18 protein-coding genes are annotated in these 21,454 nt (G+C 72.2%); 8 read left to right on the forward strand and 10 right to left on the reverse strand.

The window, feature by feature from the left end; translation table 11 throughout:
* Positions 1-5: 5 nt before the first annotated feature.
* The 4 genes from FF100_RS32220 to FF100_RS37640 all read right to left on the reverse strand — a co-directional run bounded on the left by FF100_RS32220 (position 6) and on the right by FF100_RS37640 (position 3,701).
* Positions 6-1,256 carry an ABC transporter substrate-binding protein gene (locus FF100_RS32220; RefSeq protein ID WP_139040118.1) on the reverse strand — a complete coding sequence of 417 codons (1,251 nt, stop codon included), beginning with the start codon at positions 1,254-1,256 and terminating at the stop codon, positions 6-8.
* A 140-nt stretch (positions 1,257-1,396) separates the two neighbouring features.
* A complete protein-coding gene (locus tag FF100_RS32225; RefSeq protein ID WP_139040119.1) occupies positions 1,397-2,197 on the reverse strand; it encodes a putative hydro-lyase in 801 nt (266 codons plus the stop codon).
* Positions 2,198-2,330: 133 nt separating this feature from the next.
* Complete coding sequence (locus FF100_RS32230) at positions 2,331-3,227, reverse strand: LysR family transcriptional regulator (RefSeq protein ID WP_139040120.1); 897 nt, start codon at positions 3,225-3,227, stop codon at positions 2,331-2,333.
* 120 nt (positions 3,228-3,347) lie between these two features.
* Positions 3,348-3,701, reverse strand: a complete 354-nt coding sequence (locus tag FF100_RS37640; protein ID WP_205825113.1) for a hypothetical protein — start codon at positions 3,699-3,701, stop codon at positions 3,348-3,350.
* On the opposite strand from FF100_RS37640, the gene pdxR reads away from it, so the two are divergent.
* Positions 3,688-5,058, forward strand: coding sequence for a MocR-like pyridoxine biosynthesis transcription factor PdxR (gene pdxR / locus FF100_RS32240; RefSeq protein WP_246102632.1), 1,371 nt, complete (start codon positions 3,688-3,690; stop codon positions 5,056-5,058). The two genes, FF100_RS37640 and pdxR, sit on opposite strands and share 14 nt — an antisense overlap.
* A 309-nt stretch (positions 5,059-5,367) precedes the next feature.
* Here pdxR and FF100_RS32245 read toward each other — a convergent pair whose 3' ends face one another.
* Complete coding sequence (locus FF100_RS32245; RefSeq protein WP_139040123.1) at positions 5,368-6,429, reverse strand: HD-GYP domain-containing protein; 1,062 nt, start codon at positions 6,427-6,429, stop codon at positions 5,368-5,370.
* A gap of 410 nt (positions 6,430-6,839) precedes the next feature.
* Here FF100_RS32245 and FF100_RS32250 point away from each other — a divergent pair, with 410 nt between their 5' ends.
* Positions 6,840-8,516 carry a methyl-accepting chemotaxis protein gene (locus tag FF100_RS32250; RefSeq protein ID WP_139040124.1) on the forward strand — a complete coding sequence of 559 codons (1,677 nt, stop codon included), beginning with the start codon at positions 6,840-6,842 and terminating at the stop codon, positions 8,514-8,516.
* A 157-nt stretch (positions 8,517-8,673) separates the two neighbouring features.
* Positions 8,674-12,291, forward strand: a complete 3,618-nt coding sequence (locus FF100_RS32255) for an autotransporter family protein (RefSeq protein ID WP_246102623.1) — start codon at positions 8,674-8,676, stop codon at positions 12,289-12,291.
* 118 nt (positions 12,292-12,409) lie between these two features.
* On the opposite strand, the gene FF100_RS32260 is transcribed toward FF100_RS32255, so the two are convergent.
* Positions 12,410-12,595, reverse strand: a complete 186-nt coding sequence (locus FF100_RS32260) for a hypothetical protein (RefSeq protein WP_139040125.1) — start codon at positions 12,593-12,595, stop codon at positions 12,410-12,412.
* A 338-nt stretch (positions 12,596-12,933) separates the two neighbouring features.
* On the opposite strand from FF100_RS32260, the gene FF100_RS32265 reads away from it, so the two are divergent.
* Entirely contained in the window at positions 12,934-14,307 is a 1,374-nt protein-coding gene (locus tag FF100_RS32265; RefSeq protein WP_139040126.1) for an MFS transporter, read from the forward strand.
* Positions 14,308-14,577: 270 nt separating this feature from the next.
* On the opposite strand, the gene FF100_RS32270 is transcribed toward FF100_RS32265, so the two are convergent.
* The 3 genes from FF100_RS32270 to FF100_RS32280 form a co-directional block, all read right to left on the reverse strand.
* Entirely contained in the window at positions 14,578-14,760 is a 183-nt protein-coding gene (locus tag FF100_RS32270; protein WP_139040127.1) for a hypothetical protein, read from the reverse strand.
* A gap of 201 nt (positions 14,761-14,961) precedes the next feature.
* On the reverse strand, positions 14,962-15,375 hold the full coding sequence (locus tag FF100_RS32275; protein WP_139040128.1) for an SWIB/MDM2 domain-containing protein: 414 nt from the start codon (positions 15,373-15,375) through the stop codon (positions 14,962-14,964).
* A gap of 167 nt (positions 15,376-15,542) precedes the next feature.
* The gene (locus tag FF100_RS32280) at positions 15,543-16,562 is read right to left on the reverse strand and encodes an aldo/keto reductase (RefSeq protein ID WP_139040129.1); all 1,020 of its coding nucleotides are present in this window, start codon (positions 16,560-16,562) and stop codon (positions 15,543-15,545) included.
* 338 nt (positions 16,563-16,900) lie between these two features.
* Between FF100_RS32280 and FF100_RS32285 the strand changes: the two genes are divergently transcribed.
* Together FF100_RS32285 and FF100_RS32290 are read left to right on the forward strand one after the other, a co-directional pair.
* A complete protein-coding gene (locus FF100_RS32285) occupies positions 16,901-18,100 on the forward strand; it encodes an MFS transporter (protein ID WP_139040130.1) in 1,200 nt (399 codons plus the stop codon).
* A gap of 73 nt (positions 18,101-18,173) precedes the next feature.
* Entirely contained in the window at positions 18,174-18,848 is a 675-nt protein-coding gene (locus FF100_RS32290) for a sigma-70 family RNA polymerase sigma factor (RefSeq protein WP_246102626.1), read from the forward strand.
* Between the two features lie 7 nt (positions 18,849-18,855).
* On the opposite strand, the gene FF100_RS32295 is transcribed toward FF100_RS32290, so the two are convergent.
* The gene (locus FF100_RS32295; protein ID WP_246102628.1) at positions 18,856-19,143 is read right to left on the reverse strand and encodes a hypothetical protein; all 288 of its coding nucleotides are present in this window, start codon (positions 19,141-19,143) and stop codon (positions 18,856-18,858) included.
* 532 nt (positions 19,144-19,675) lie between these two features.
* Here FF100_RS32295 and FF100_RS32300 point away from each other — a divergent pair.
* Positions 19,676-19,999: a hypothetical protein gene (locus FF100_RS32300; protein ID WP_139040131.1), complete on the forward strand. Its 324-nt coding sequence runs from the start codon at positions 19,676-19,678 to the stop codon at positions 19,997-19,999.
* A gap of 109 nt (positions 20,000-20,108) precedes the next feature.
* Positions 20,109-21,278: an enolase C-terminal domain-like protein gene (locus tag FF100_RS32305; protein ID WP_139040132.1), complete on the forward strand. Its 1,170-nt coding sequence runs from the start codon at positions 20,109-20,111 to the stop codon at positions 21,276-21,278.
* Positions 21,279-21,454: the final 176 nt, after the last annotated feature.

Raw genomic sequence — 21,454 nt, forward strand, 5'->3', positions numbered from 1 at the left:
GTGCGTCACGCGTTCATCGGCCACTTCGCCGGGGCCACCGCGGCGGCGTCCGGGAAGATCGTGACGAACTTGTCGCCGATCCATTGCAGCAGCACCGGGTCGGCGAAGGTGTTCTGGCCGTCGGGACCGAACGCCACCTTGGTCCAGGGCATCACCGTGCGGGTGCCCGGGATGTCGGTGGCGGCGAGCGCGGCGCGGATCTTCTGGCCGTCGGTCGAGCCGGCGCGGTCGAGGGCGTCGGCAAGCACGATCAAGGCCATGAACTGGCGCGAGGAATTGTCGTTGAGGTCGCGCCCGGCGCGGGCCTTGTACATGGCGTTGACGGTCGCGACCATCGGGCGCTTGGCGGCGAGGTCGAGGGAGAAGCTGCCGCGGGAGATCAGGCCCTGGAGCTTGTCGCCGACCGCGTCGTAGGTGACCTTCTCGGAGAAGCCGGCGGCCTGCGCGATGATGCTCTTCGGCTTGTAGCCGAGCTCGGCCATCGTCTTCGTCAGCAGGATCGCGTCGGTGGTGTAGCTCGTCGGCAGCAGCACGTCGGCGTTGGCGGTCTTGAGCTGCTGCACCTCGGCGGTCAGCGAGGGCGAGTTGCTCTTGTACTTCACGTCGGCGACGAGCTTGTAGCCGCGCTCGGCCGCCAGCTTGCGCTGCACCGTGGACGAATCGACGCCGTAGATCGTGTCCTCGAAGAACAGGGCGACCGTGTCGATCTTCTGGCCCTGCTTGCGCTGGGAATCCAGGAAGTCGAACATCGCGGTCGAGAACATCTCGTCGTGGGCGGCCGGGCGGAAGAAGTACTTCAGGCCCTTGCGGTGCAGGCTCGGCGACGAGGAATCGGCGCAGACGAACGGCACGCCGTAGCGCTCGGCGGTGGCGCTGACGGTCGCCGAGACCGCCGACTGGTAGCAGCCGACGAGCGCCGCGACCTTGTCCTGGGTGATCAGGCGCTCGGCCTCGGCCCGGCCTTTCTGCGGGTCGGCCTGGTGGTCGGCGAAGACGAGGCGGATCTTGGCGCCGCCCATCCCGGCGAGCCCGGCGCCCTTTGCGCCCGGCAGGTCGAGGTCATGGTCGTTGTTGATGAGGTCGAGCGCCGTCTCGATGGCGTGGCGGGCATCGACGCCCACCTGCGCGCTCGGTCCCGACATGGCGTAGAGCACGCCGATCACCACCTCCGGCGCCGCCGCGCGGGCGGGTGCACCCCGCAAGCCGGTGAGCGAGAGGGCGCCGGCCCCCACCAAGAGTTCTCGACGACGGATCATGCGCTGGCCTCCGGGCGATGGGGACTTCTTCTAAGCCTCATTCCGCAGGCTTTGAAAAGCCTGTGTCGAGGCCGGTGCCGACCCGACGGTGGAAATGACGCTTGAACAAGAGCTTAAGACGAAAGGATCGGGGACATCTTTCAGAGCACCGCGTATTCGGTGTTGCGACGATCGGTGATCAGCATGCAGCCCGGCGCGTGGGTGATGGCGAAGCTCGGACGCACCGCGGCGATCACCGATTGCGGGGTCACCCCGCAGGCCCAGAAGACCGGGATCTCGTCGTCGCCGATCGTGACCGGGTCGCCGTAATCGGGGGCGCCGATGTCGGCAATGCCGATCAGGTCCGGTCGGCCGAGATGGACCGGCGCGCCGTGCACGGACGGGAAGCGCGAGGTGATCTGCACCGCCCGGATGGCCTGGGCCGGGGTGAGCGGACGCATCGACGCCACCATCGGCCCCGAGAAGCGGCCGGCCGGCGCGCAGGGAATGCTGGTGCGGTACATCGGCACCCGCACCCCCATCTCGACGTGGCGCAAGGGGAGCCCATCCTCGGCCAGAGCCGCCTCGAAGGAATAGGAGCAGCCGATCACGAAGGCCACGAGGTCGTCGCGCCAGAACTCCGCGGCGGACTGGCACTCCGCCACCACCTCACCGTCGCGCCAGACCCGGTAGCCGGGAATGTCGGTGGCGATGTCGAGATCGAGGCCGAGCTCGGGGATGCTGCGCTCGCCCTTGGCCGAGACGCCGATGATCGGGCAGGATTTCGGGTTGCGCTGGGCAAACAGCAGGAATTCGGCGGCGAGGTCGGCCGGCAGCACCGCGAGGTTGCCCTGGACGTAGCCGTCGGCGATGCCAGCGGTGCAGCCTGTGATGGCGCCGCTGCGGCAGGCGAGCCGGGCCGCCTCGCCGCTCATCCGCGCCCGATCGAAGGGAAGGGTCATCACCGCGCCTCTGCTCAAGGATACGCCATGATCACATCGTAGGCAGGTAAGCGCCAATCGTCATTTCGCATCGGCTTCGATAAGCTCTGCTTATCGAAGCCCGCCCTACGCCCGGGGGCGCCGGCCGGCTCGCTCACTGGCGCCACTCGGGCGAGGCCGCGACCTCGGCGGCGAGCCGCGCCGCCGTGGCGGCCAGCCCGCTATCGGGCGCGCTGGCATAGGTGGCGGTGAAGCTGATGTCGGGAAGCGCCGGTGCCGGCGCGATGACCCGCAGCGAGCCCGCCTCGAGGTCCTGGCGCACCACCTCCGGCGGGATCACCCCGATGCCGATGCCCTCCCGCGCCATGCGGACGATGGTGGAGAGCGAGGCGTTGCTGTGCAGGCGCGGCGGCGGCAGGTTCGATTGCGCCAGCATCTCGCGCAACGACACGTAGGGGTTGGTGTTCTTCGGGTAGGTGATCAGGGGATGGCGCAGGAGGCGCGCCAGGCTCACCTCGCCGGGGCCGAGATCGAGTTGCGGGGCGGCGATCCAGGCCAGCGACACGCTGCAGAGCGGCAAATTGACCAGGCTCGGCATAGTGATCGGCCCGACCAGGAAGGCGAGGTCGAGGTCGCGGTTCAGGAGCGCGTCGCGCATGTTGGGCGAGATGTCGACCGCGATGTCGACGGTGACCCCCGGATACGCCTCGTTCATGCGCGCGATAAAGCGCATCAGCCAGGTATGCACGATGGTCTCGGAGACGCCGAGCCGCAGCACGCCCCGCACCGCGCTGGGCCCGGCCACCGCCTGCATCATCTCGGTGCGCAGGCGCAGGAAGCGCTCGGCGAAGGTCAGCAGGTCGCGCCCCTTGGCGGTCAGCACGACCGAGCGGGCGCGCCGCTCGAACAGGGGCACGCCGAATTCCTGCTCCAGGGCGGCGATGCGCTGCGACACGGCCGGCTGCGAGGTGTTCATCCGCTCCGCCGCCTTGCGGAAGCTGCACAGCGAGGCGGTCCAGTAGAAGATCTCCAGGCTTCGCAGTTCGGCCATGCCCCGTCCCGGCTCGCGCAACGGGCGATCCTCGCGCGCCGAGGATCCTGGAGCAAGGTTCGTACCGGGCGCGAATCCGCGCGCGAGGCGCCGTCCGGGGCGATCATACCGCCGAGGGGATCAATCCACCGACGGGATCAGCCCGGCGACGCGGCGCTCCGCGGCATCGCCCGCGGCAAGCCCGGCGGCCGACGCCGTGACGAGGCTCGCCAGCGGCGCGGCGCGCATCGTCGCGTGAATCGCGGCCCCATCGGTCTCTCGGAAGGCGGGCGGGATGACCGTGGGGGTCGCCTTCGGGCCGTCCTCGCGGCGCATCACGGCGATGCGCCCTGGTCCTTCGCCCGAAACCGGCCCATGCTGAACGTCCAGTTTACGATGAAAAAGGTGGACCAGTCTGGACGCTCCCTCGCCCCGCCTCCTGTCGGTCAGCGCCCGGATCGGCGCCGACCTGAAGGCGCAGATCGCCGACGGCACCTATCCGCCGGGATCCGCCCTGCCCTCGACGCGGGCGCTCGCCGCCGAGCTCGGCGTGTCGCGCACCACCGTCACGGCGGCCTACGACCAGCTGATCGCCGAGGGCTATCTCGAGACCCGGCCGGGCAGCCGCACGCGGGTCGCCGCCGGCCTCCGGCCCGAGCCGGCGCCGGCCGCGTCCCCCGTCCCGCCGCAGCGCCTGTCCGCCTTCGGGCAGCGGATCCTCGCGATGCCCGCGAGCCGGGAACCGGCCAAGCCGGCGATCGACTTCCGCACCGGCGACCTGTCGGGCGACGATTTCCCGGCGCTGGCCTGGCGGCGGGCCCTCAACGCCGTCCTCATGCGCCGGCCGGCGCGGCTCGGCTACGGCGATCCGCGCGGGCTGCCGGAGCTGCGGACGGCGTTGCAGGCCTATCTCTGGCGCGCCCGGGGCCTGCGCTGCGGCCTCGACCAGATCATCGTCGTCAACGGTTCGCAGCAGGGCATCGACCTCTGCGCCCGGCTCCTCGTCGATCCCGGCGACCGGGTGGTGATGGAGGAGCCGGGCTACGGCGCCGCGCGGCGGGCCTTCGCCGCGGCCGGTGCGGCGATCGTGCCGGTCCGGGTCGACGCCGAGGGGCTGCGGACCGGGGACCTCGCGTCGGCCGGGCACGCGCGGCTCGCCTACGTCACGCCCTCGCACCAGTTCCCCCTCGGCGGCGTGCTGCCCGTCGCCCGCCGGCAGGCCCTGCTTGCCTGGGCCGAGGCATGCGGCGCGACGATCGTGGAGGACGATTACGACGGCGAGTACCGCTTCGACATGAAGCCCGTGGAGGCGCTCCTCAGCCTCGACCGGGCAGGCCGCGTCATCTATGTCGGCACGGTCTCCAAGACTCTCTCGCCGCAGCTGCGCCTCGGCTACCTCGTGGTGCCGCAGGCCTTGGGCGAGGCCTTCGCGGAGGCCAAGCGCCTCGCCGACCGGCAGGCGCCGGGGCTCGAGCAGGCGGCCTTGGCCCGGCTCCTGACGGAGGGCGGCTACGAGCGCCACCTGCGCCAGGCCCGGCGCCGCAACGGCGAGCGGCGCGCCGCCCTGCTGGCGGCGCTCGCGGAGAGCTTCGGGGCCCGGGTACGGGTGGAGGGCGCCGCGGCGGGGCTGCACCTCGTCGCCTGGTTCGAGGGGGTGCCGGCGGAGCGCGAGGCTGCGATGGCCTCGGCGGCCCGGGCGGCGGGCATCGGCATCTACCCGGTCGGGCCGCTCTACCACGGGGCGGACACACGGCCGGACCGGGCCGGGCTGGTCCTCGGATTCGCCAGCAGCGCGCCCGACACGATCCGGACCGGCATCCGTCGCCTCGCGGCCGCCCTCAAGGCGGCGTGATACCGTGACCGGGCACGTGAAGCCGTTTTCCGACGACGTCGATCCCGGTTCGTCGCAGACGACGCGGCGAAGTCGGAAAGGCAGGGCGTCGTCCGACGACACCAGGATCGGGCGATGCTCCGGAGCCCGGCCCGGTTGTGCGATGCGGCACGATGCAGGACACGGGCGGATCGACGTGCCGGCGGGCGGACGCTCCATCGTAGCCCCCTTTCCCGGACGAGTGTCGCATCAGCGGAGGCGGATCCGGGGTTCGACCACGCATCGCCGTCCGGCAACGCTCCAGGGTGGGGAACCTGTCCTGCCCCTTCCCTATCCCGTCGCCGCCATCGCCTCGCCGAAGGACTGCACCAGGCGGGCCTCCAGCTTGCCGTCCATGCCGGCCAGGATCGCCATCGCGTCGGCCATCGGCATCGGCTTCTTGTAGGGCCGGCGCTCGGTGAGGGCGGCATAGATGTCGCAGATGGTGAGCAGCCGCACCATGTCGCCGATCGCGTCGCCGGAGAGCCCGTCGGGATAGCCGGAGCCGTCGAGCATCTCGTGGTGGTGGCGGACCACCGAGAGGGTCATCGCGTCGGTCTCGCCGCCGGCCAGCAACACCGCGTGGCCGATGGCGGCATGGGTGCGCATCACCGCCATCTCGCCGGCATCGAGGCGACCCGGCTTGTTGAGGATCTCGAGCGGGATGCGGGCCTTGCCGACGTCGTGGATGAGCGCGGCGCGCACGAAGCGGAACTGATCGTCGTGGCGGAAACCGAGATGCAGGGCGAATTGCGCCGAGAGCCCCGCCACCAGCAGGCAGTGCTGGTAGGTGGCGTCGTCGTGGGTCCAGACGGTGTCGAGCCAGCGGGCGAGGCCGCCCTCCTGCACCGCGGTGAGGATCGGGCCGAGGCCGGCCTCGACGGCGCCCATCCGGACCGGCTGGCCGGCCCGGGCCTCGGCCAGGAGGCCGTTCAGCGCCTCGCCGGCCCTGGCCACGCCCTGGACCACGGCTCTCTCGGCGCCCCCAGCGATGATCCCGACCTGGTTGGCGAGCGCCGCCGCGACGGTCTCGGGCGGCACGTAGGCCGGCATGCAGACCGTCGCCCCGAGGCTCTTGGCGTGGCGCAAGGCATCTTGGGAGGCCCTGCGCAGGAGGCAGATCACCGGCAGGTTCCGACCGGCGAGATGACGCTTGAGACTGCGCAGGCAGTGGTCGGCCTCCGGCCGCGACAGCGTCAGGTCGGAGACCACGCCGGCGAGCTCCTGCCGGTCCCGCCACGTCTCCTCGGGGCCGACGACGTCGCAGATCCCGATCTCCCGAAGGGCGGTCACGATCGCGGCGCTGCGGTCCGGCCTGTCGGTGACGAGGACGAAGGTCCTCACGTCGGGCATCCTGTCCCTCCCGGTCGCCGCACTGCCCCAGCCTCCCTCCCCAAATACAGTTCCACTCCCGAACAAATGCTTACGGCGGGCCCGTCGGCGCGGCCGAGAGACGACAAAATAGGACTTTTCACCCATCGGAATCGAGGCGGCGACGGGCGCCGCGTTCGCCGGCCCGGCACCGCCGCGGGTTGCGCGCCCCGGCCGCAGGACGACTGAACGATCCGGAAACTGACCCGGCGTTATCGTCCTTGTAACTCTTGGGCTCGATGATCCGATAGGACCCAATCGAGTTGCGGCAGATTCACCCCGGACGGCCGTGCGGCACCGGGCGCCTGCCGGAAGCCGATCCTCGCTCGCCGCACCGTCCCGCACCCCGACGATCGGGCCGCGGGGCGTGTACCCCGCACACAAGGCCTTCCATGTCGCTCAAGATCGCCGCCCGGATCCAGGCCCTAACGGGCGTGGCGCTCGTCGGGCTCGTCCTCATCCTCGGCCTCGCCGCCTACGATCTCGCCGGGGCGATCACCAACGCCCGGGCCCTCAAGACCAAGGACCTGGTGGATGCCGTCCACGGCGTCCTCGCCCATTTCGAGGCCGAGGAGCGCGCCGGGCGGATGACCCGCGAGGCCGCTCAGAAGACCGCCGCCGCCGCCGTCTCGAATCTCCGCTACGGCAAGGACGAGTTCTTCTGGATCAACGACATGCAGTCGCGGCTGATCGCGCATGCCGATTCCAGGCTGGTCGGGCGGGACGTCAGCGGCCTCGCCGAACCGTCGGGCCGCAAGTTCTTCGCCGAGATGATGCGCAAGGTCGAGGCGGACGGCACCGCCTTCGAGAGCTATTTCTGGCCCAAGCCCGGCACCGATGTGCCGGTCGAGAAGGTGTCCTACGCCCGCAGCTTCAAGCCCTGGGGCTGGGTCGTCGGCACCGGCATCTACGCCGACGACACCGCGACCCAGATCCATGCCACCCTGTGGAACCTCTTCGCCGGCGCCGCCCTTGTGGCGATCCTCGTCGCCGCCGCCGCGACGCTGATCGGACGGAGCATCGCCAAGCCGCTGATCGGGCTGGCCGGCAGCATGGGGGCGCTCGCCGCCGGCCGCCTCGACGAGGCGGTGCCCGCCCGCGAGCGGCGCGACGAGATCGGCGCGATGGCCGGCGCCGTCCAGGTGTTCAAGGAGAGCATGGTGCGCGCTCGCGCCCTCGAGGAGGAGACGGCGCTGGCCCGCGCCTCGGCCGAGGAGCAGCGCAAGGCCGGCATGCGCCAGATGGCCGATGCCTTCGAGCACGCCGTCGGCGGCATCGTCGGCCAGGTCTCGTCCGCCGCCACCGAGCTGCAGGCGACCGCCCGGAGCATGACCACCACGGCGACCCAGACCGCGACCGAGTCGACGGGCGTCGCCGCCGCCGCTGCCCAGGCCGCCGCCAATGTCGGCACCGTGGCGGAGGCCGCCGAGGAACTCGGCGCCTCGGTCCAGGAGATCGGCCGCCAGGTCGACGGCTCGGCCCGGCTCGCCAAGGCCGCCGTGGCCGAGGCCGGCGAGACCGCCCATCAGGTCCGGGCGCTGACCGAGGCCACTGCCCGCATCGGCGACGTGGTCGGGCTGATCTCGTCGATCGCCAGCCAGACCAACCTCCTGGCGCTCAACGCCACCATCGAGGCCGCCCGCGCCGGCGCCGCCGGGCGCGGCTTCGCGGTGGTCGCCGCCGAGGTCAAGGAACTGGCCGGCCAGACGGCCCGCGCCACCGAGGAGATCACGAGCCAGATCGCGGCGATCCAGGCCTCCACGGGTCAGGCGGCCGGCGCGATCGGCAAGATCACCGCCCGGATCGAGGAGATCTCCGGTGTGGCGACCTCGATCGCCGCGGCGGTCGAGCAGCAGGGCGCGGCGACCCAGGAGATCGTCCGCAACATCACGCAGGCCGCCGCCGGTACCGGCGAGGTCACCCAAAGCGTCGCCGCGGTGGCGAGTGCCGCCGAGCAATCCGGCGCCTCGGCCGGCCACGTGCTCACGGCCTCCTCCGAGCTGTCGCGCCAGTCCGAGCATCTCGGCGCCGAGGTCCACCGCTTCCTCGCCACCGTCCGGGCCGCGTAGGGCCCGACCCCGTCGCGACCGCACCTCATGCCGCCCGGGATCGGTCCGATCCCGGGCGGCATCGCTTCTCCGATGGCCCCGCTCACCCAACGTCATCGGCACGTCATACGGCCAAGCTAGGCGCCCCCCGAACAGACGAAGAATTCTGTGAGGGGCCATGTCATCGAAACTCAACGTCGCGCTGCTCGCAGCGACGTGTCTCTTTCCGGCCGAGGCCGCGGTTCAGGCAGCCTGGGCGCAGGGCGTGCCGACCTCGCCGCCGGTGGGCTTTGCCAACAGCACCTCGGTCGATCCGGGCACGGTGATGAACCGCGTGCTCGATTCCTATGCCGGGCTCCTCACCGGCGACCCGGCGGCACTGACCCGGAATTACCAGACCGTCATCACCATGACGCAGGCGCGGACCGACGCGCAGACCCTGGCGGCGATCCATGACGACCGCACCGGCCAGGCCTACAGCATCCTCAACGGCCTCGGACCCCTGACCTCGGCCTATCTCACGGGGGCCGGCGCCTCGTTCACCGGCACGGCCCCGACGAGCCTGACCCCGACGACCTACGTCACCACGACGCTGGCCGACTACGCGGCCAACATCCGCACCGGCAACGACGCCAGCGCCGGCACGACGACCTTCGGCAACGGCACGGCGACGCCGCTCGCCGGCGCGGTCGACTTCATCAACACCATCGCCCGCAACAACTCGTCGACCGAGCCGGCCAAGCGCATCTTCGCGCGCTACCAGGGCGACAACCCGGCCATCAACCCGCTCGATGCCCGCTTCGGCAACTATAACGCGGTCAGCAACAAGGCCGGCCTCTCGACCCGCGACACCGCGGGCCTGGTGGTGCCGACCTACCTGTCGAACTTCACCGTGCCGGCGGTCTACGGCACGACGGACAGATGGGTGCGCGGCTTCACCGTGACCCAAGCGATGATCGACGCCAATGGCGGCCGGCCGATCACCGTGCCCAACGTCGGCACCTTCTCCGGCAGCACATTCACCCCGGCGACCTTCTCGGTCGGCGATTATGTGCCGGGCATCGGCACCTCGGCGCGGCCCTACCGGATCTCGACCGACGTCGCAGTGCCGACGCAGCTGCGGCCGGTCATCAACAGCACCAACCCCTACGCCGACGGCGCCTATCCGAGCGGCCACACCAATTCGGGCTACCTGCAGGCGCTCGCCACCGCCTTCCTGGTGCCGCAGCGGGCGCAACAGCTCCTGACCCGCGCCTCGGAGCTCGGCAACAACCGCATCCTGGCCGGCATGCACTCGCCCTTCGACGTGATGGGCGGCCGGATGGAATCGACGGCGATCGTCGCCACAAACCTCTACGGCGCCCTCTACGATGCGAGCGGCAACCGGGTCGACTGGACCAACCCGGCGAACGCGACCGCCTACGGGGTCTACCAGGCCTACCGGCAGACGCAGGCGTATCTCGCGTCGGCCTGCGGCGCGTCGAGCGTCACCGCCTGCCTCAACGCGGCCTCCGGTACGACCGATTCCTTCGGCAACGCCGCCCAGAACAAGGCGGACTGGACCGCCCGCCTGACCTACGGCTTCCAGCCGAGCGGCACCGTGGCGCCGATGACCGCCGCCGACGTGCCGCTCCAGGCGCAGGTGCTGCTGCTCACCCGCTTCCCCTACCTCACCGACGCACAGCGGACCGAGGTGCTGGCGAGCACCGGCCTGCCCTCTGGCTACCCGGTCCTGAGCGGCAACACCTATGACGGCTGGGGCCGGCTCAACCTCTACGCGGCGAATGACGGCTACGGCGCGTTCAACCGCAACGTCACCGTGACGATGGACGCCGCGCAGGGCGGGTACTCGGCCTTCGACACCTGGCGCAACGACATCGCCGGGTCCGGCTCGCTCACCAAGGCCGGCACCGGCACCCTGGTGCTCACCGGCGCCAACACCTATGCCGGCGGCACCACGGTCTCGGGCGGCACCCTGGTGGGCCACGCCGGGGCCTTCGGCTCCGGGGCGATCCGCACCGATGCCAGCCTGGTCCTCGACCAGGCGAGCGACGCCGGCCTGGCCAACGCCATCGCGGGCAACGGCCGCCTGACCAAGCTCAACGCCGGCACCCTGACGCTGACCGGCCAGAGCAGCTTCACCGGTGCCACCGCGGTGCTCGGCGGCGGCCTTGCGGTCGACGGCTCCCTCGCCGGCTCGGTCGTCACGGTCGGCCAGGGCGCCCGCCTCGGCGGTACCGGCACCGTCGGCGGCGTGGTGGCGCAAGGCGGCGCCACGGTGGCTCCCGGCAACTCGATCGGCACCCTCACGGTCGCCGGCAACACCACCTTCGCGGCCGGCTCGACCTTCCAGGTCGAGGCCAACGCGGCCGGCCAGTCCGACCGCCTCGCCGCCACCGGCTCCGCCACCCTCCAGGGCGGCACCGTCCAGGTGCTGGCGCAAAACGGCACCTACAGCCCGCGCACCGGCTACACCATCCTGTCGGCAAATAACGGCGTCTCCGGCACCTTCGGGGGCGTCTCCTCGAACCTCGCCTTCCTCACCCCGACGCTGCGCTATCAGCCGACGCAGGTCGACCTCACGCTCACCCGCAACGACGTCGCCTTCGCCACCATCGCCCAGACCCGCAACCAGGGCGCCGTGGCGAACGCCGTCCAGGGCGCCAGCGCCGGCGCCCGCATCTACGACCGCACGGTGGGGCTGACCACGCCGGAGGCCGTCACCGCCTTCCAGGCGCTCACCGGCGACATCCACGCCAGCTCGGTCTCGGCGGCCTACGAGACCGCCTTCTTCGTGCGCGAGGCGATCCTCGACCGCCTGCGCTGGTCCGGCGACGCCACCCGCGACTACGGCAAACTGCCCGCCACCTACACCGCCGACCTGCCCGGCCGGGCCGCCCCGGTCGCCCCGGTGCCGGTGCGGGTGCTCGACCCGCGGGTGTTCGGCCTGTGGGGCCAGGGCTTCGGCAGCTTCGGCCAGGCCCGCAGCGACGGCAACGCCGTCACCCTCAACCGCGACACCGCCGGCTTCGTGCTCGGCGCCGATGTCCGGCTGGAGAGCGGGTTCAAGGTCGGCGTCGCCGGCGGCTACACCCGCACCAACCTCGACGCGCCGGGCCAGACCGCGAGCGGCACGATCGAGAGCGGGTTCGGCGGCGTCTATGGCGGCACCGAGGCCGGCCCGTTCGCCCTGCGGCTGGGTGCGGTTTACGCCGACAACAGCCTGCGCCTGCGCCGCAGCGTGATCTTCCCCGGGGTCTCCGAGACGGAGAGCGCGCGCTACGGCGGCTCGACGGTGCAGGGCTTCGGCGAGATCGGCTACCGGATCGCGCTGGGGGCGGGCGTGCTCGGCAAGGCCGCGCCGGTCGCCACCGCGTCCATCGAGCCGTTCGTCGGCGGGGCCTATATCGGCATCGACCGTCACCGGTTCGCCGAGACGGGCGGTGTGGCTGCGCTGAGCGGCGCCTCGCGGCTGTCCGAGATCCCGACGCTGACGGCGGGTGTCCGCGGCCAGACCGAACTCGATCTGGGTGTCGGCGCGCCGGTGTCGCTGCACGGGCTGGTGGGCTACCGGCGGGCGTTCGGGGACGTGATCCCGACGGCGCTGCTGGCCTTCGGCACGGGGCCGAGCTTCGTGACGGCGGGGATCCCGATCACCCGGGACGCGCTGATCGCCTCGGCGGGCATCGACCTGCGGGTGTCGGCGGCGGCGACGCTGGGCGTGTCGTATACCGGCCAGATGGGCTCGCGGGCCGAGGACCACGCGGTGAAGGGGACCTTCACCTACCGGTTCTGAGCCTGAGCGATAGCGGGACAGGGGGCGCGGCGCGAGCCGCGCCCTTTCTTCGTTTGCGAACGACCTACGGCGCCCGTGCGAGCCCCCTCCCCGCAGAAGGGGGAGGGCTCGGGGCGGCTCACGCGGCCTGCCGGCGCGGGATCGGGCAACGGGTTGGAGCGTCGGTCTCCCCCGCGCTCCAATGGCAGACCGGCCGGCCGGTCTCCGGGTCGAGCGACCAGGTGGCGCGCAGGACGGGCTTCGGGCAAGCGGCGGGGCGAACGGCCGCGCCCTTCGGCGCGAAGGGCAGGACGGTGAAGGTCATGGGGCACCTCTCGGGGGGGGCCGTCCGCGCGGCCGGCCCCGAGGGTGCGCCGTCAGGCGTCCCTGCGAGAAGCGGCCGGCGCGAACGGCGCAGGCGATCGACTGTGACTGTCGCTCGGCATGGGGTTGACGGATCCTGGATGAGCGTGGCGGGGCGCAGGCTGCGCCCCGGGCCACGGCGGGCTCCTTACGCCTCTCGCCGCGCCTGTCAACACGCCTGCCTGCGACCGGAACACCGCCTCATCTCCGCCTCCCGCGCAGGGCCGGGATGAGGCCGGCGGCAGGTGTGGCGAGCGCGGCTTTGGGCTACGGCTCCGACGACGAGGAGCGTGAAAAGCGATGACGGGAGCGGCGGGGCCGGTGGCGGCGGAGGTGGCCGACGGCCTGCCGGGCCGGGAGAGGCTGTGGGCGATGCTGGCGGTCGGCATCGCCATGTCGATGGCGGTGCTCGACGGCGCCATCGTCAACGTCGCCCTGCCGGTGATGGCCAAGGATCTCGAGGTCAGCCCCGGCGCCGCGATCTTCGTCACCAACGGCTACCAGCTCGCGGTCACCGCCGCGCTGCTGCCGCTGTCGTCCCTCGGCGACATTCTCGGCTACAAGCGGGTCTACTGCACCGGGCTCGCCCTGTTCACCGCCGCATCGCTCGCCTGCGCATTCGCCGGCTCCCTGCCGGTGCTGGTCGCGGCCCGCATCGTCCAGGGGCTCGGCGCGGCCGGGATCATGAGCGTCAACATCGCGCTGGTACGCTTCATCTACCCGCACCGGATGATCGGGCGCGGCGTCGGCACGATGGCGCTGATCGTGGCGATCGCCTCGGCGGCGGGACCGAGCGTCGCGGCGGCGGTCCTGTCGGTGGCGAGCTGGCCGTGGCTGTTCCTCGTCAACGTGCCGCTCGGCCTGGTGGCGCTGACCCTCGCGACCCGGACGCTGCCGGTCACCCATCGCAGCGGCGCCCGGTTCGACGGTCTAAGCGCGCTCCTCAACGCCCTGGTGTTCTGCCTGCTCATCACCGGCGTCGACGGGCTCGGCGAGCCGGAGCGGCGGGGCACGGCGATGGCCCTGCTGGCGGCGGCCGGGCTCGTCGGCACCGCCTTCGTGTGGATGCAGGTCCGCCTCCCGGCCCCGCTCCTGCCGATCGACCTCCTGCGCATCCGGGTCTTCGCGCTGTCGATGGTGAGCTCGGTCTGCTCGTTCTCGGCCCAGATGATGGCCTACGTGGCGCTGCCGTTCTACTTCCAGGACGTGCTGCACCTCACGAGCACCCAGACCGGCCTCTTGATGACGCCCTGGCCGATCGCCATCGCGGTGATCGCGCCCTTCGCCGGGCGGATGGCCGACCGCTACCCCCCGGGGCTGCTCGGCGGCATCGGCCTCGTCGCGCTGTCGGCCGGCCTCGCCCTGATGGCGTCCCTGCCGGCGGACCCCTCGCCGCTGGCCATCGCCTGGCGGCTGACCCTGTGCGGCCTCGGCTTCGGGCTGTTCCAGTCGCCCAACAACAAGATGATCATCACCAGCGCCCCGCGGGAGCGCAGCGGCGGCGCCAGCGGCATGCAATCGACGGCCCGGCTCCTCGGCCAGTCCCTCGGCGCCGCCGTGGTGGCGGTGATCTTCGGCGCCCTGCACGCGCACGGGACCACGACCGTGCTGTGGCTGGCGAGCGGCCTGGCCCTGGCCGGCTCCGTGGCGAGCGGGCTGCGGGTCCCGCGCTGACAGGTCTCGGCCGGAGCGGGATCCTGGATCGGGACAGGATCTCGGTCGAGGCGACCCGACCCGCGAGGCGGAGCACGGGGTCGATCGGCAGGCGCCGCCCCGCCGCTGCAAGTCAAGGACGCCCCAACCCCGTCAGGGCTCGGCACGGGCCCGCGCGCCTGGAGCGTCAGCGGAAGGCGGTTCGCGGCAAGTCGGGGACAGCGGAGATGCCAGGCGCCTCGTACCGCCGGGGTCCGCGCCTCGCGCGAACGCTCCGCTTCTAACGCCGCTCTACGGCTCCGGCCGTATGACCGCGCAGTCCCGCCGGCCGCTCGCCAGGCAATCCTCGCGGGCCGCCTCGCGGCGCAAGGTGTTGGCAAGCCAGACGCCGCCGACCACCAGGACGATAAGGAACAGCATCGCCGCAAGCGCCCGTCGGCGGCCGGCCGCGTCCGGGTCGCGGGGCTGGGTCATCGGCGGTCATCCGGTCGGCCACGAGGGCCCCGGGTCATGCGTGCGGCGAGGATGAGGCGGCGGGCCGGCCCCGCCCGCGCGGGTGCGTCGTCGCCCAAGGCTGCGCCCCGCCCGTCTGCCGGACGCGCAGGGGGACGGATGGCCGCATCGCGCGGCCATCCGGACGGGAGGAGGCAGATCGCCCGACTTCGGAAGGTCGCCCTACTTCAGGTGCTGGGCGAGGTACTTGTTCATCTCGAACATCGTCGCCTTGTCCTTGCCGAAGACCTTCTTGAGGTTCTCGTCGGCCAGGATCTCGCGCTTGTTCTCGGGATTCTGGAGCGAGTGCTTGCGGATGTAGTCCCACACCTTGCTCACCACCTCGCCGCGCGGGATCGGCTTGTCGCCCACGATGGCACCGAGCTCGGGCGTCGGCTGCAGCGGCTTCTGCAGGGCGTTCGGCTTGTCGCCGGATTTCGGCGCCGCGACCTTCTTGCCCTTGGCGGCGTCCTTGCCCTCATCCTTGCCGTCGTCCTTGGCCGCCGCCTTCGGGGCGGCCTTGGCCTTCGGAGCGTCCTTGGGGGCGGCGTCGGGCTCGGCTTTCGTCTCGGCCTTCTTGGTGGTCTTGGTCGCCATCGGTCTCCTCCGGTCTGCAACCCGTCTCCCAGGGTCGAACAGTGGACATGCCTGGGCACATAGCGTCAACAACTAAGCCGTGCGCGGCGCGTTCCAAGAGGAAATCGCCATCCGACCGGCGTCATCCACATCGATAACGCCGTTAGCCTGACGCCGGAGAGCGTGGCTCAGTCGCGGGCCGCCGTCCAGGTGGTTCGTCCCTCGAGCGGATAGGCCGGGTCGGTATAGCCCGGCGTCGAGGGATGGCCCGCCGGCACCAGGCCGTCGACCAGGGCCTCGTCCTCGGGGGTGAAGCGGTAGGCCAGCGCCCCGGCGTAAGCCTGCCACTGCGCGAAGGTGCGGGGGCCGGCGATCACCGCCGTCACGGCGCGGTTGTTGAGCACCCAGGCCACCGCGAAGTCGATCACCGAGGCGCCCTTCGCCTCAGCATGGCGCTTGAACGCCTCGGCGATGCGCAGGCTCTCGGGCCGCCACTCGGTCTGCATCATGCGGGTGTCGCCGCGCCCGGCGCGGGTGCCCTCGGGCGGGGCCTCGCCGGGGCGGTACTTGGCGGTCAGCACCCCGCGGGCCAGCGGCGAGTAGGGCACGACGCCCAGGCCGTAATGGGCGCAGGCCGGCAGGTGCTCGACCTCCGGCATCCGGTTGAGGGCGTTGTAATAGGGCTGGCTCGCCGCCGGCCGGTCGATGCCGTGCTCGTCGCAGAGGCGGCAGATCTCGGCGACCCGCCAGGCGCGGTGGTTCGAGACCCCGAAATACCGCACCTTGCCGGCCCGGATCAGGTCGGCCATCGCCCGCACGGTCTCGGAGAGCGGGGTCTCGTGGTCCTCCTTATGGAGGTAGTACAGGTCGATCCGGTCGGTGTTCAGCCGCCGCAGGCTGGCCTCGCAGGCCTGGACGATGTGGGCGCGCGACAGGCCGCGGTCGTTCGGGCCAGGGCCCATCGCGTTCGCCACCTTGGTGGCGAGCACCCAGGCGTCGCGGTCGCGGGCGATGGCCCGGCCCACCACCTCCTCCGAGCGCCCCTCGGTATAGGCGTTCGCGGTGTCGATGAAGTTGATGCCCCGATCGCGGGCATCGGCCACGATGCGCGCGGCCTCGTCGTCGGGGGTCGGCCCGCCGAACATCATGGTGCCGAGGCAGAGTTGTGAGACCTTAAGGCCGGATCGGCCGAGCGTGCGGTACTCCACGGGCGTTCCTCTCCTGATGACGGCCCTCGCCACGGCGACGGCCGTTGTCCCGATGATGGCGTTTGCGTGACCGTGGCGGCGCGTCCGCACCGGCCGGCCTGCACGTTGTGGATGCCGGGGTTTTCCCCTTCTTCACCCCGTTCGGCAAGCTCGCGTTAAGCACGGAATCGCGAAGATCCCGCCCATGATCATCGCAGCCCTCTCCCTCGCCTTCTGCGCCGCCGGCGCCCTCATCCTGGCTCTCGGGGCCGTCGTCACGGTCGAGCCGCCGCGGGACCACCCGCACGGGGCCGGCCTGCTCTGACGCGCCCGAGGACAGTACGCCCGAGGCGCGCGGCATGCCCGCCGCGCTGCCGCGCTTCCTCCTCGTCTATGCCGCGCTCTATGCCGGCTACGGCCTGACCACGCCGTTCCTGCCCGCGCTGCTCAACCAGCGCGGGCTCTCGCCGACCGAGGTCGGGCTGGTGCTCGCCGCCGGCACCGGCATCCGCCTCGCCGCCGGTCCGTTCGCGGGCCTGATCGCCGACCGGCTCGCCGCCGGCCGGGGCGTGCTCGCGGTCTTCGCTGCCCTCTCGGCCTCGAGCGCCCTTCTCTATCTCGCCGGCCACGGCTTCGCCGGGCTGCTGCTGGCGGGCCTCGCCCATGCCGCCGCCACAGCCCCGCTGGCGCCGCTCGCCGATGCCCTGGCGCTGCCGGCCGCGGCGGCCTGCCGCTTCGCCTACGGCACCGTGCGCGGCGCCGGCTCGGCGGCCTTCATCGCCGGCACCCTGGCGGCCGGGCAGGCCGTGGCCCTCCTCGGGCTCTCGGCCCTGCCGGTGGCCGGCGCCCTCGCCTTCGCGGCGCTGGCGGGGGCGAGCCTGCGGCTGCCGACGGCCACGACGGGCGATGCCGGGACGCCGGCCACCGCCGGGGCCGGGATGCTGCTGCGCTCGCGCCCGTTCCTGCGCCTCGTTGCGGTCGCCGCCCTGGTGATCGGCAGCCACGCCGTCCACGACGCCTTCGCGGTGATCCGCTGGCGCGGGGCGGGCTTGGGCGCCATGACCGTGAGCCTGCTCTGGGCCGAGGCGGTGGCGGCGGAGGTGCTGGTCTTCCTCGTCCTCGGTCCGCCGCTCCTCGCCCGAATCGGCCCCGGCGGCGCCCTGGCGCTGGCGGCGGGCGCCGGCATCCTGCGCTGGTCGGCGGCGGCGCTCACCGTCGCCCTGCCGGCCCTCGTCGCCATCCAGGCCCTGCACGGGCTGACCTTCGCACTCCTGCATCTCGCGGCGATGCGGATCCTCGCGCGGACGGTGCCGCCCGGCCTCGCGGCGACAGCCCAGACCCTCTACGGCACCCTCGGCCTGGGGCTCGCCACCACGCTCGCGACGCTCGCGGCGGGCCCGCTCTACGATCGCCTCGGTGCGGGGGCGTTCTGGGTGATGGCGGCGGCCTGCGCGGCAGCCCTGCCGCTGGTGCGGGGCCTGGGCGGGCGAGAGCCGGACGAGCCGGGACCGGACGGGCGAGGACTGGATCGCGACACGGGCAGGTCCAGGGCCTCATAAGAACTAGTACGACCGGATCATTGTCATGGTACGCCGCGACGTGCCTTAAGCGCCGGTCACCGGAGACCGCGCGATGCCGTCGCTGATCATGAAAGACCCGGAGGCGGACGATCCGGAGCGGGCCTCAGCCCCGGCCCTGCCCGCCGGCATCCAGGCCCATCTCGGCGCGAGCCTGCGCGCCGCCTACGACGATGCGGCGTCGCCGCCCTGCGGGCGGCTGGAGGATCTCGTCGCCCGCCTCGTCGCGGCGCTCGCCGGCCTCGACGCCGCCCCCGCGGAAGCGTTCCGCCATGGCCTCATCGCGGAGGTGCCGCGGCTGCGGCGCCGGGCCCTGACCCTGTGCAACAACCACGCCCGCGCCGACGACCTGGTGCAGGAGACCCTGCTGAAGGCCTTGGCGGCGCAGGACCGGTTCACGCCCGGCACGCATCTCTCGGCCTGGCTCTACACCATCCTGCGCAACTGCTTCTATTCCGAGTACCAGAAGCGGGCGCGCGAGGTCGGCGACCCCGACGGGCTGTTCGCCGCGAGCCTCGTCTCCCTGCCGGCCCAGGACGGCAATCTCGACCTGCGCGACGTGCAATCCGCCCTCGATCGCCTGGTGCCGGATCAGCGTGAGGCGCTGCTGCTCTCGGCCGTCCACGACCTCTCCTACGAGGATATCGCGATGGCGATGGAGTGCCGGGTCGGCACCGTCAAGAGCCGGATCAACCGCGCCCGGGCGCGGCTGGCGGAAATGCTGGGCTGAGGATCCTTCAGCGCCCGCAACCGACGCAGATGCCGCTGTCGATCCGGTCGTCGGTGCGCTCCATGCGCGTACGGTCGTCGATGCGGCGCTCGATTCGCGCGTCGGGCTGGCCCGGACGCGGCATGACTTGGCCGACCGAGCTGGTGTTCGGCGCCGTGATGGTGGAGCGCGGCCCGCCGCCGGTCCCGGTCTGGTCGGGCAGAGGCTGGGCGTGGGCCCGGATCGAGGCGAGGCCGCCGGCTGAAACGAGCGCACCGAGGAGGAGCGCGCGGGTGAGCGAACGCGATGCGGGCATGCTGGGCTCCTGTCGCAGGAGGATGAGCGTCGCGGCCCGAGGCGGGGCCGTGCGCAGGGTCCAACGCGGCAGGGGAGCGGCCGTTGCGCCGCTCCGGAAACCGGCCCTCGATCCCTCAGCTGCGCCGGTGCGTGTCGGGCAGGTCGCGCTGGTCGGGGTGGTGACCGAACACGCCGACGGCGACCAGGACGACGATGAGCCCGAGGGCGGCCAGGAACACCTGCATGACGACTCCTTCGCACGAGGACGGGCCGGGACCGGACCCCGCGCGCTCCCTATCAAGATCCGCGCCACCTTCTGGCGGGTGGCGATAACCGCCGTCCCATGACAGCCGGACGACGCCGGCGGGACGACAGATCGCCCAATCTGCATGCCGAGGAGACGGATTGCCAAGGATTTCATCCGCCGGCCGGTTTCGCCCGTGGGTCCGCGGCCGGTCCGCCACGGTCGCGCGCACGCGCCGCAGCGGCCCGAGGGGAACGCCGGTCCGGTCCTGCCGTTGCCCCGGTCCGATTCCCGACCGGACAGACCCATGACGCGCCCCATGCCGATCCGCACCTCCCTCCTCGCCCTCGCGCTCGTTGCCGGCACTGCGACCTTCGCCGCCGCCCAGGGCATCAACAACGGCTCGGGCGTCGCCGCGCCGTCGAGCGGCAATACCGGCTCCGGCATGTCGAGCCAGCCTCCAGGCACCGGCATCGGCGGCAACAACCCCGGCAGCATGGGCTCGACGGGCTCGCAGGGATCGAGCGGCGGCAACATGGGCGCGGGCCCCACCGTGCAGCGCGACGGCCCGACGGGCAGCGGCGCCCCTGGCACCGGCCCCGGCTCGCAGAAGAACGGCACCGCCCGCTGAGACCGGGGCACCGGGATCCCGGCGCCGACACCTCGCGCGCACGTCGCATTTGTCAGCGCCGGCCCCGGCCCCTACGAGACGAGGCGATCGCACTCGCCAGGATCCTTCCATGCGCATCACCGCCATCCGCGACATCGTCGCGCCGATCAAGTCGGACATCGCCAACGCCTGGATCGACTTCTCGACCATGACGGCGAGCGTGGTCGCGGTGGTGACCGATCAGGTGGTCGACGGCCGCCCGGTCGTCGGTTTCGGCTTCAACTCGAACGGCCGCTACGCGCCGCAAGGGCTGTTGCGCGAGCGCTTCATCCCGCGCCTGCTCGCCGCCGCCCCGGACGATCTCCAGGGCGAGGACGGCCTGATCGACCCCCACCGGGCCTGGGCGGCGATGATGCGCAACGAGAAGCCCGGCGGCCACGGCGAACGCTCGGTGGCGGTCGGCGTCCTCGACATGGCGCTCTGGGACGCGCTCGCGAAGGCCAAGGGCGTGCCGCTCTGGCGGCTCCTCGCCGACCGCTACCGCGGCGGGGAGGCCGACCCGACCGCCTGGGTCTATGCCGCCGGCGGCTACTATTATCCGGGCAAGGGCCTCGACGCGCTCAAGGACGAGATGCGCTCCTACCTCGACCGCGGCTACAGCACCGTGAAGATGAAGGTCGGGCTGGTGCCGCTCGCGGAGGACGTGGCGCGGATCGAGGCGGTGCTGGGGGTGCTGGGCGGCGACGGCGGCCGGCTCTGCGTCGACGTCAACGGCCGCTTCACCCTGGAGGAGGCGATCCGCTTCGGCCGGGCGGTCGCCCCGTTCGGCCTGCGCTGGTACGAGGAGCCGGTCGATCCCCTCGACTACCTGGCGCATGCGGCGCTCGCCACGACCTATGACGGCGTGCTCGCCACCGGCGAGAACCTGTTCTCGCATCAGGACGCCCGCAACCTGATCCGCCACGGCGGCTTAAGGCCGGACCGGGACATCCTCCAGTTCGACCCCGCCCTGTCCTACGGGCTGGTCGAGTACCTGCGCACCCTCGAGGTCTTGCGCGCCCATGGCTGGTCGCCGCGCCGCTGCGTGCCCCATGGCGGCCACCAGTTTGCCCTCAACATCGCGGTGGGCCTGGGTCTCGGCGGCAACGAGAGCTACCCGGACGTCTTCGCCCCCTTCGGCGGCTTCGCCGATGCGGTGCCGGTGCGGGACAGCCGGGTCGCGATGCCGGACGTGCCCGGCATCGGCTTCGAGGTAAAGAGCGCGCTCTACGCGGTGATGAGGCCGCTGGAGCGCGGGTGAGGCCTCGCAGCACGCCGCTGCCGGAACGCCCCGAAGACGAGTGAGCCCCTCTCAGAGCCTGTTTGACTGATTGAGCCAGTCGCGCGTTGTCGTTGGCAGGAGGAGCCGATGTGGACGCAGGCGGATCGCGATCTCTACAAGGACGACGGCCGTCGCTATCCGAGTGACCTGACGGA

The sequence above is a fragment of the Methylobacterium terricola genome (genome assembly GCF_006151805.1).
GTDB classification, from domain to species: Bacteria; Pseudomonadota; Alphaproteobacteria; order Rhizobiales; family Beijerinckiaceae; genus Methylobacterium; species Methylobacterium terricola.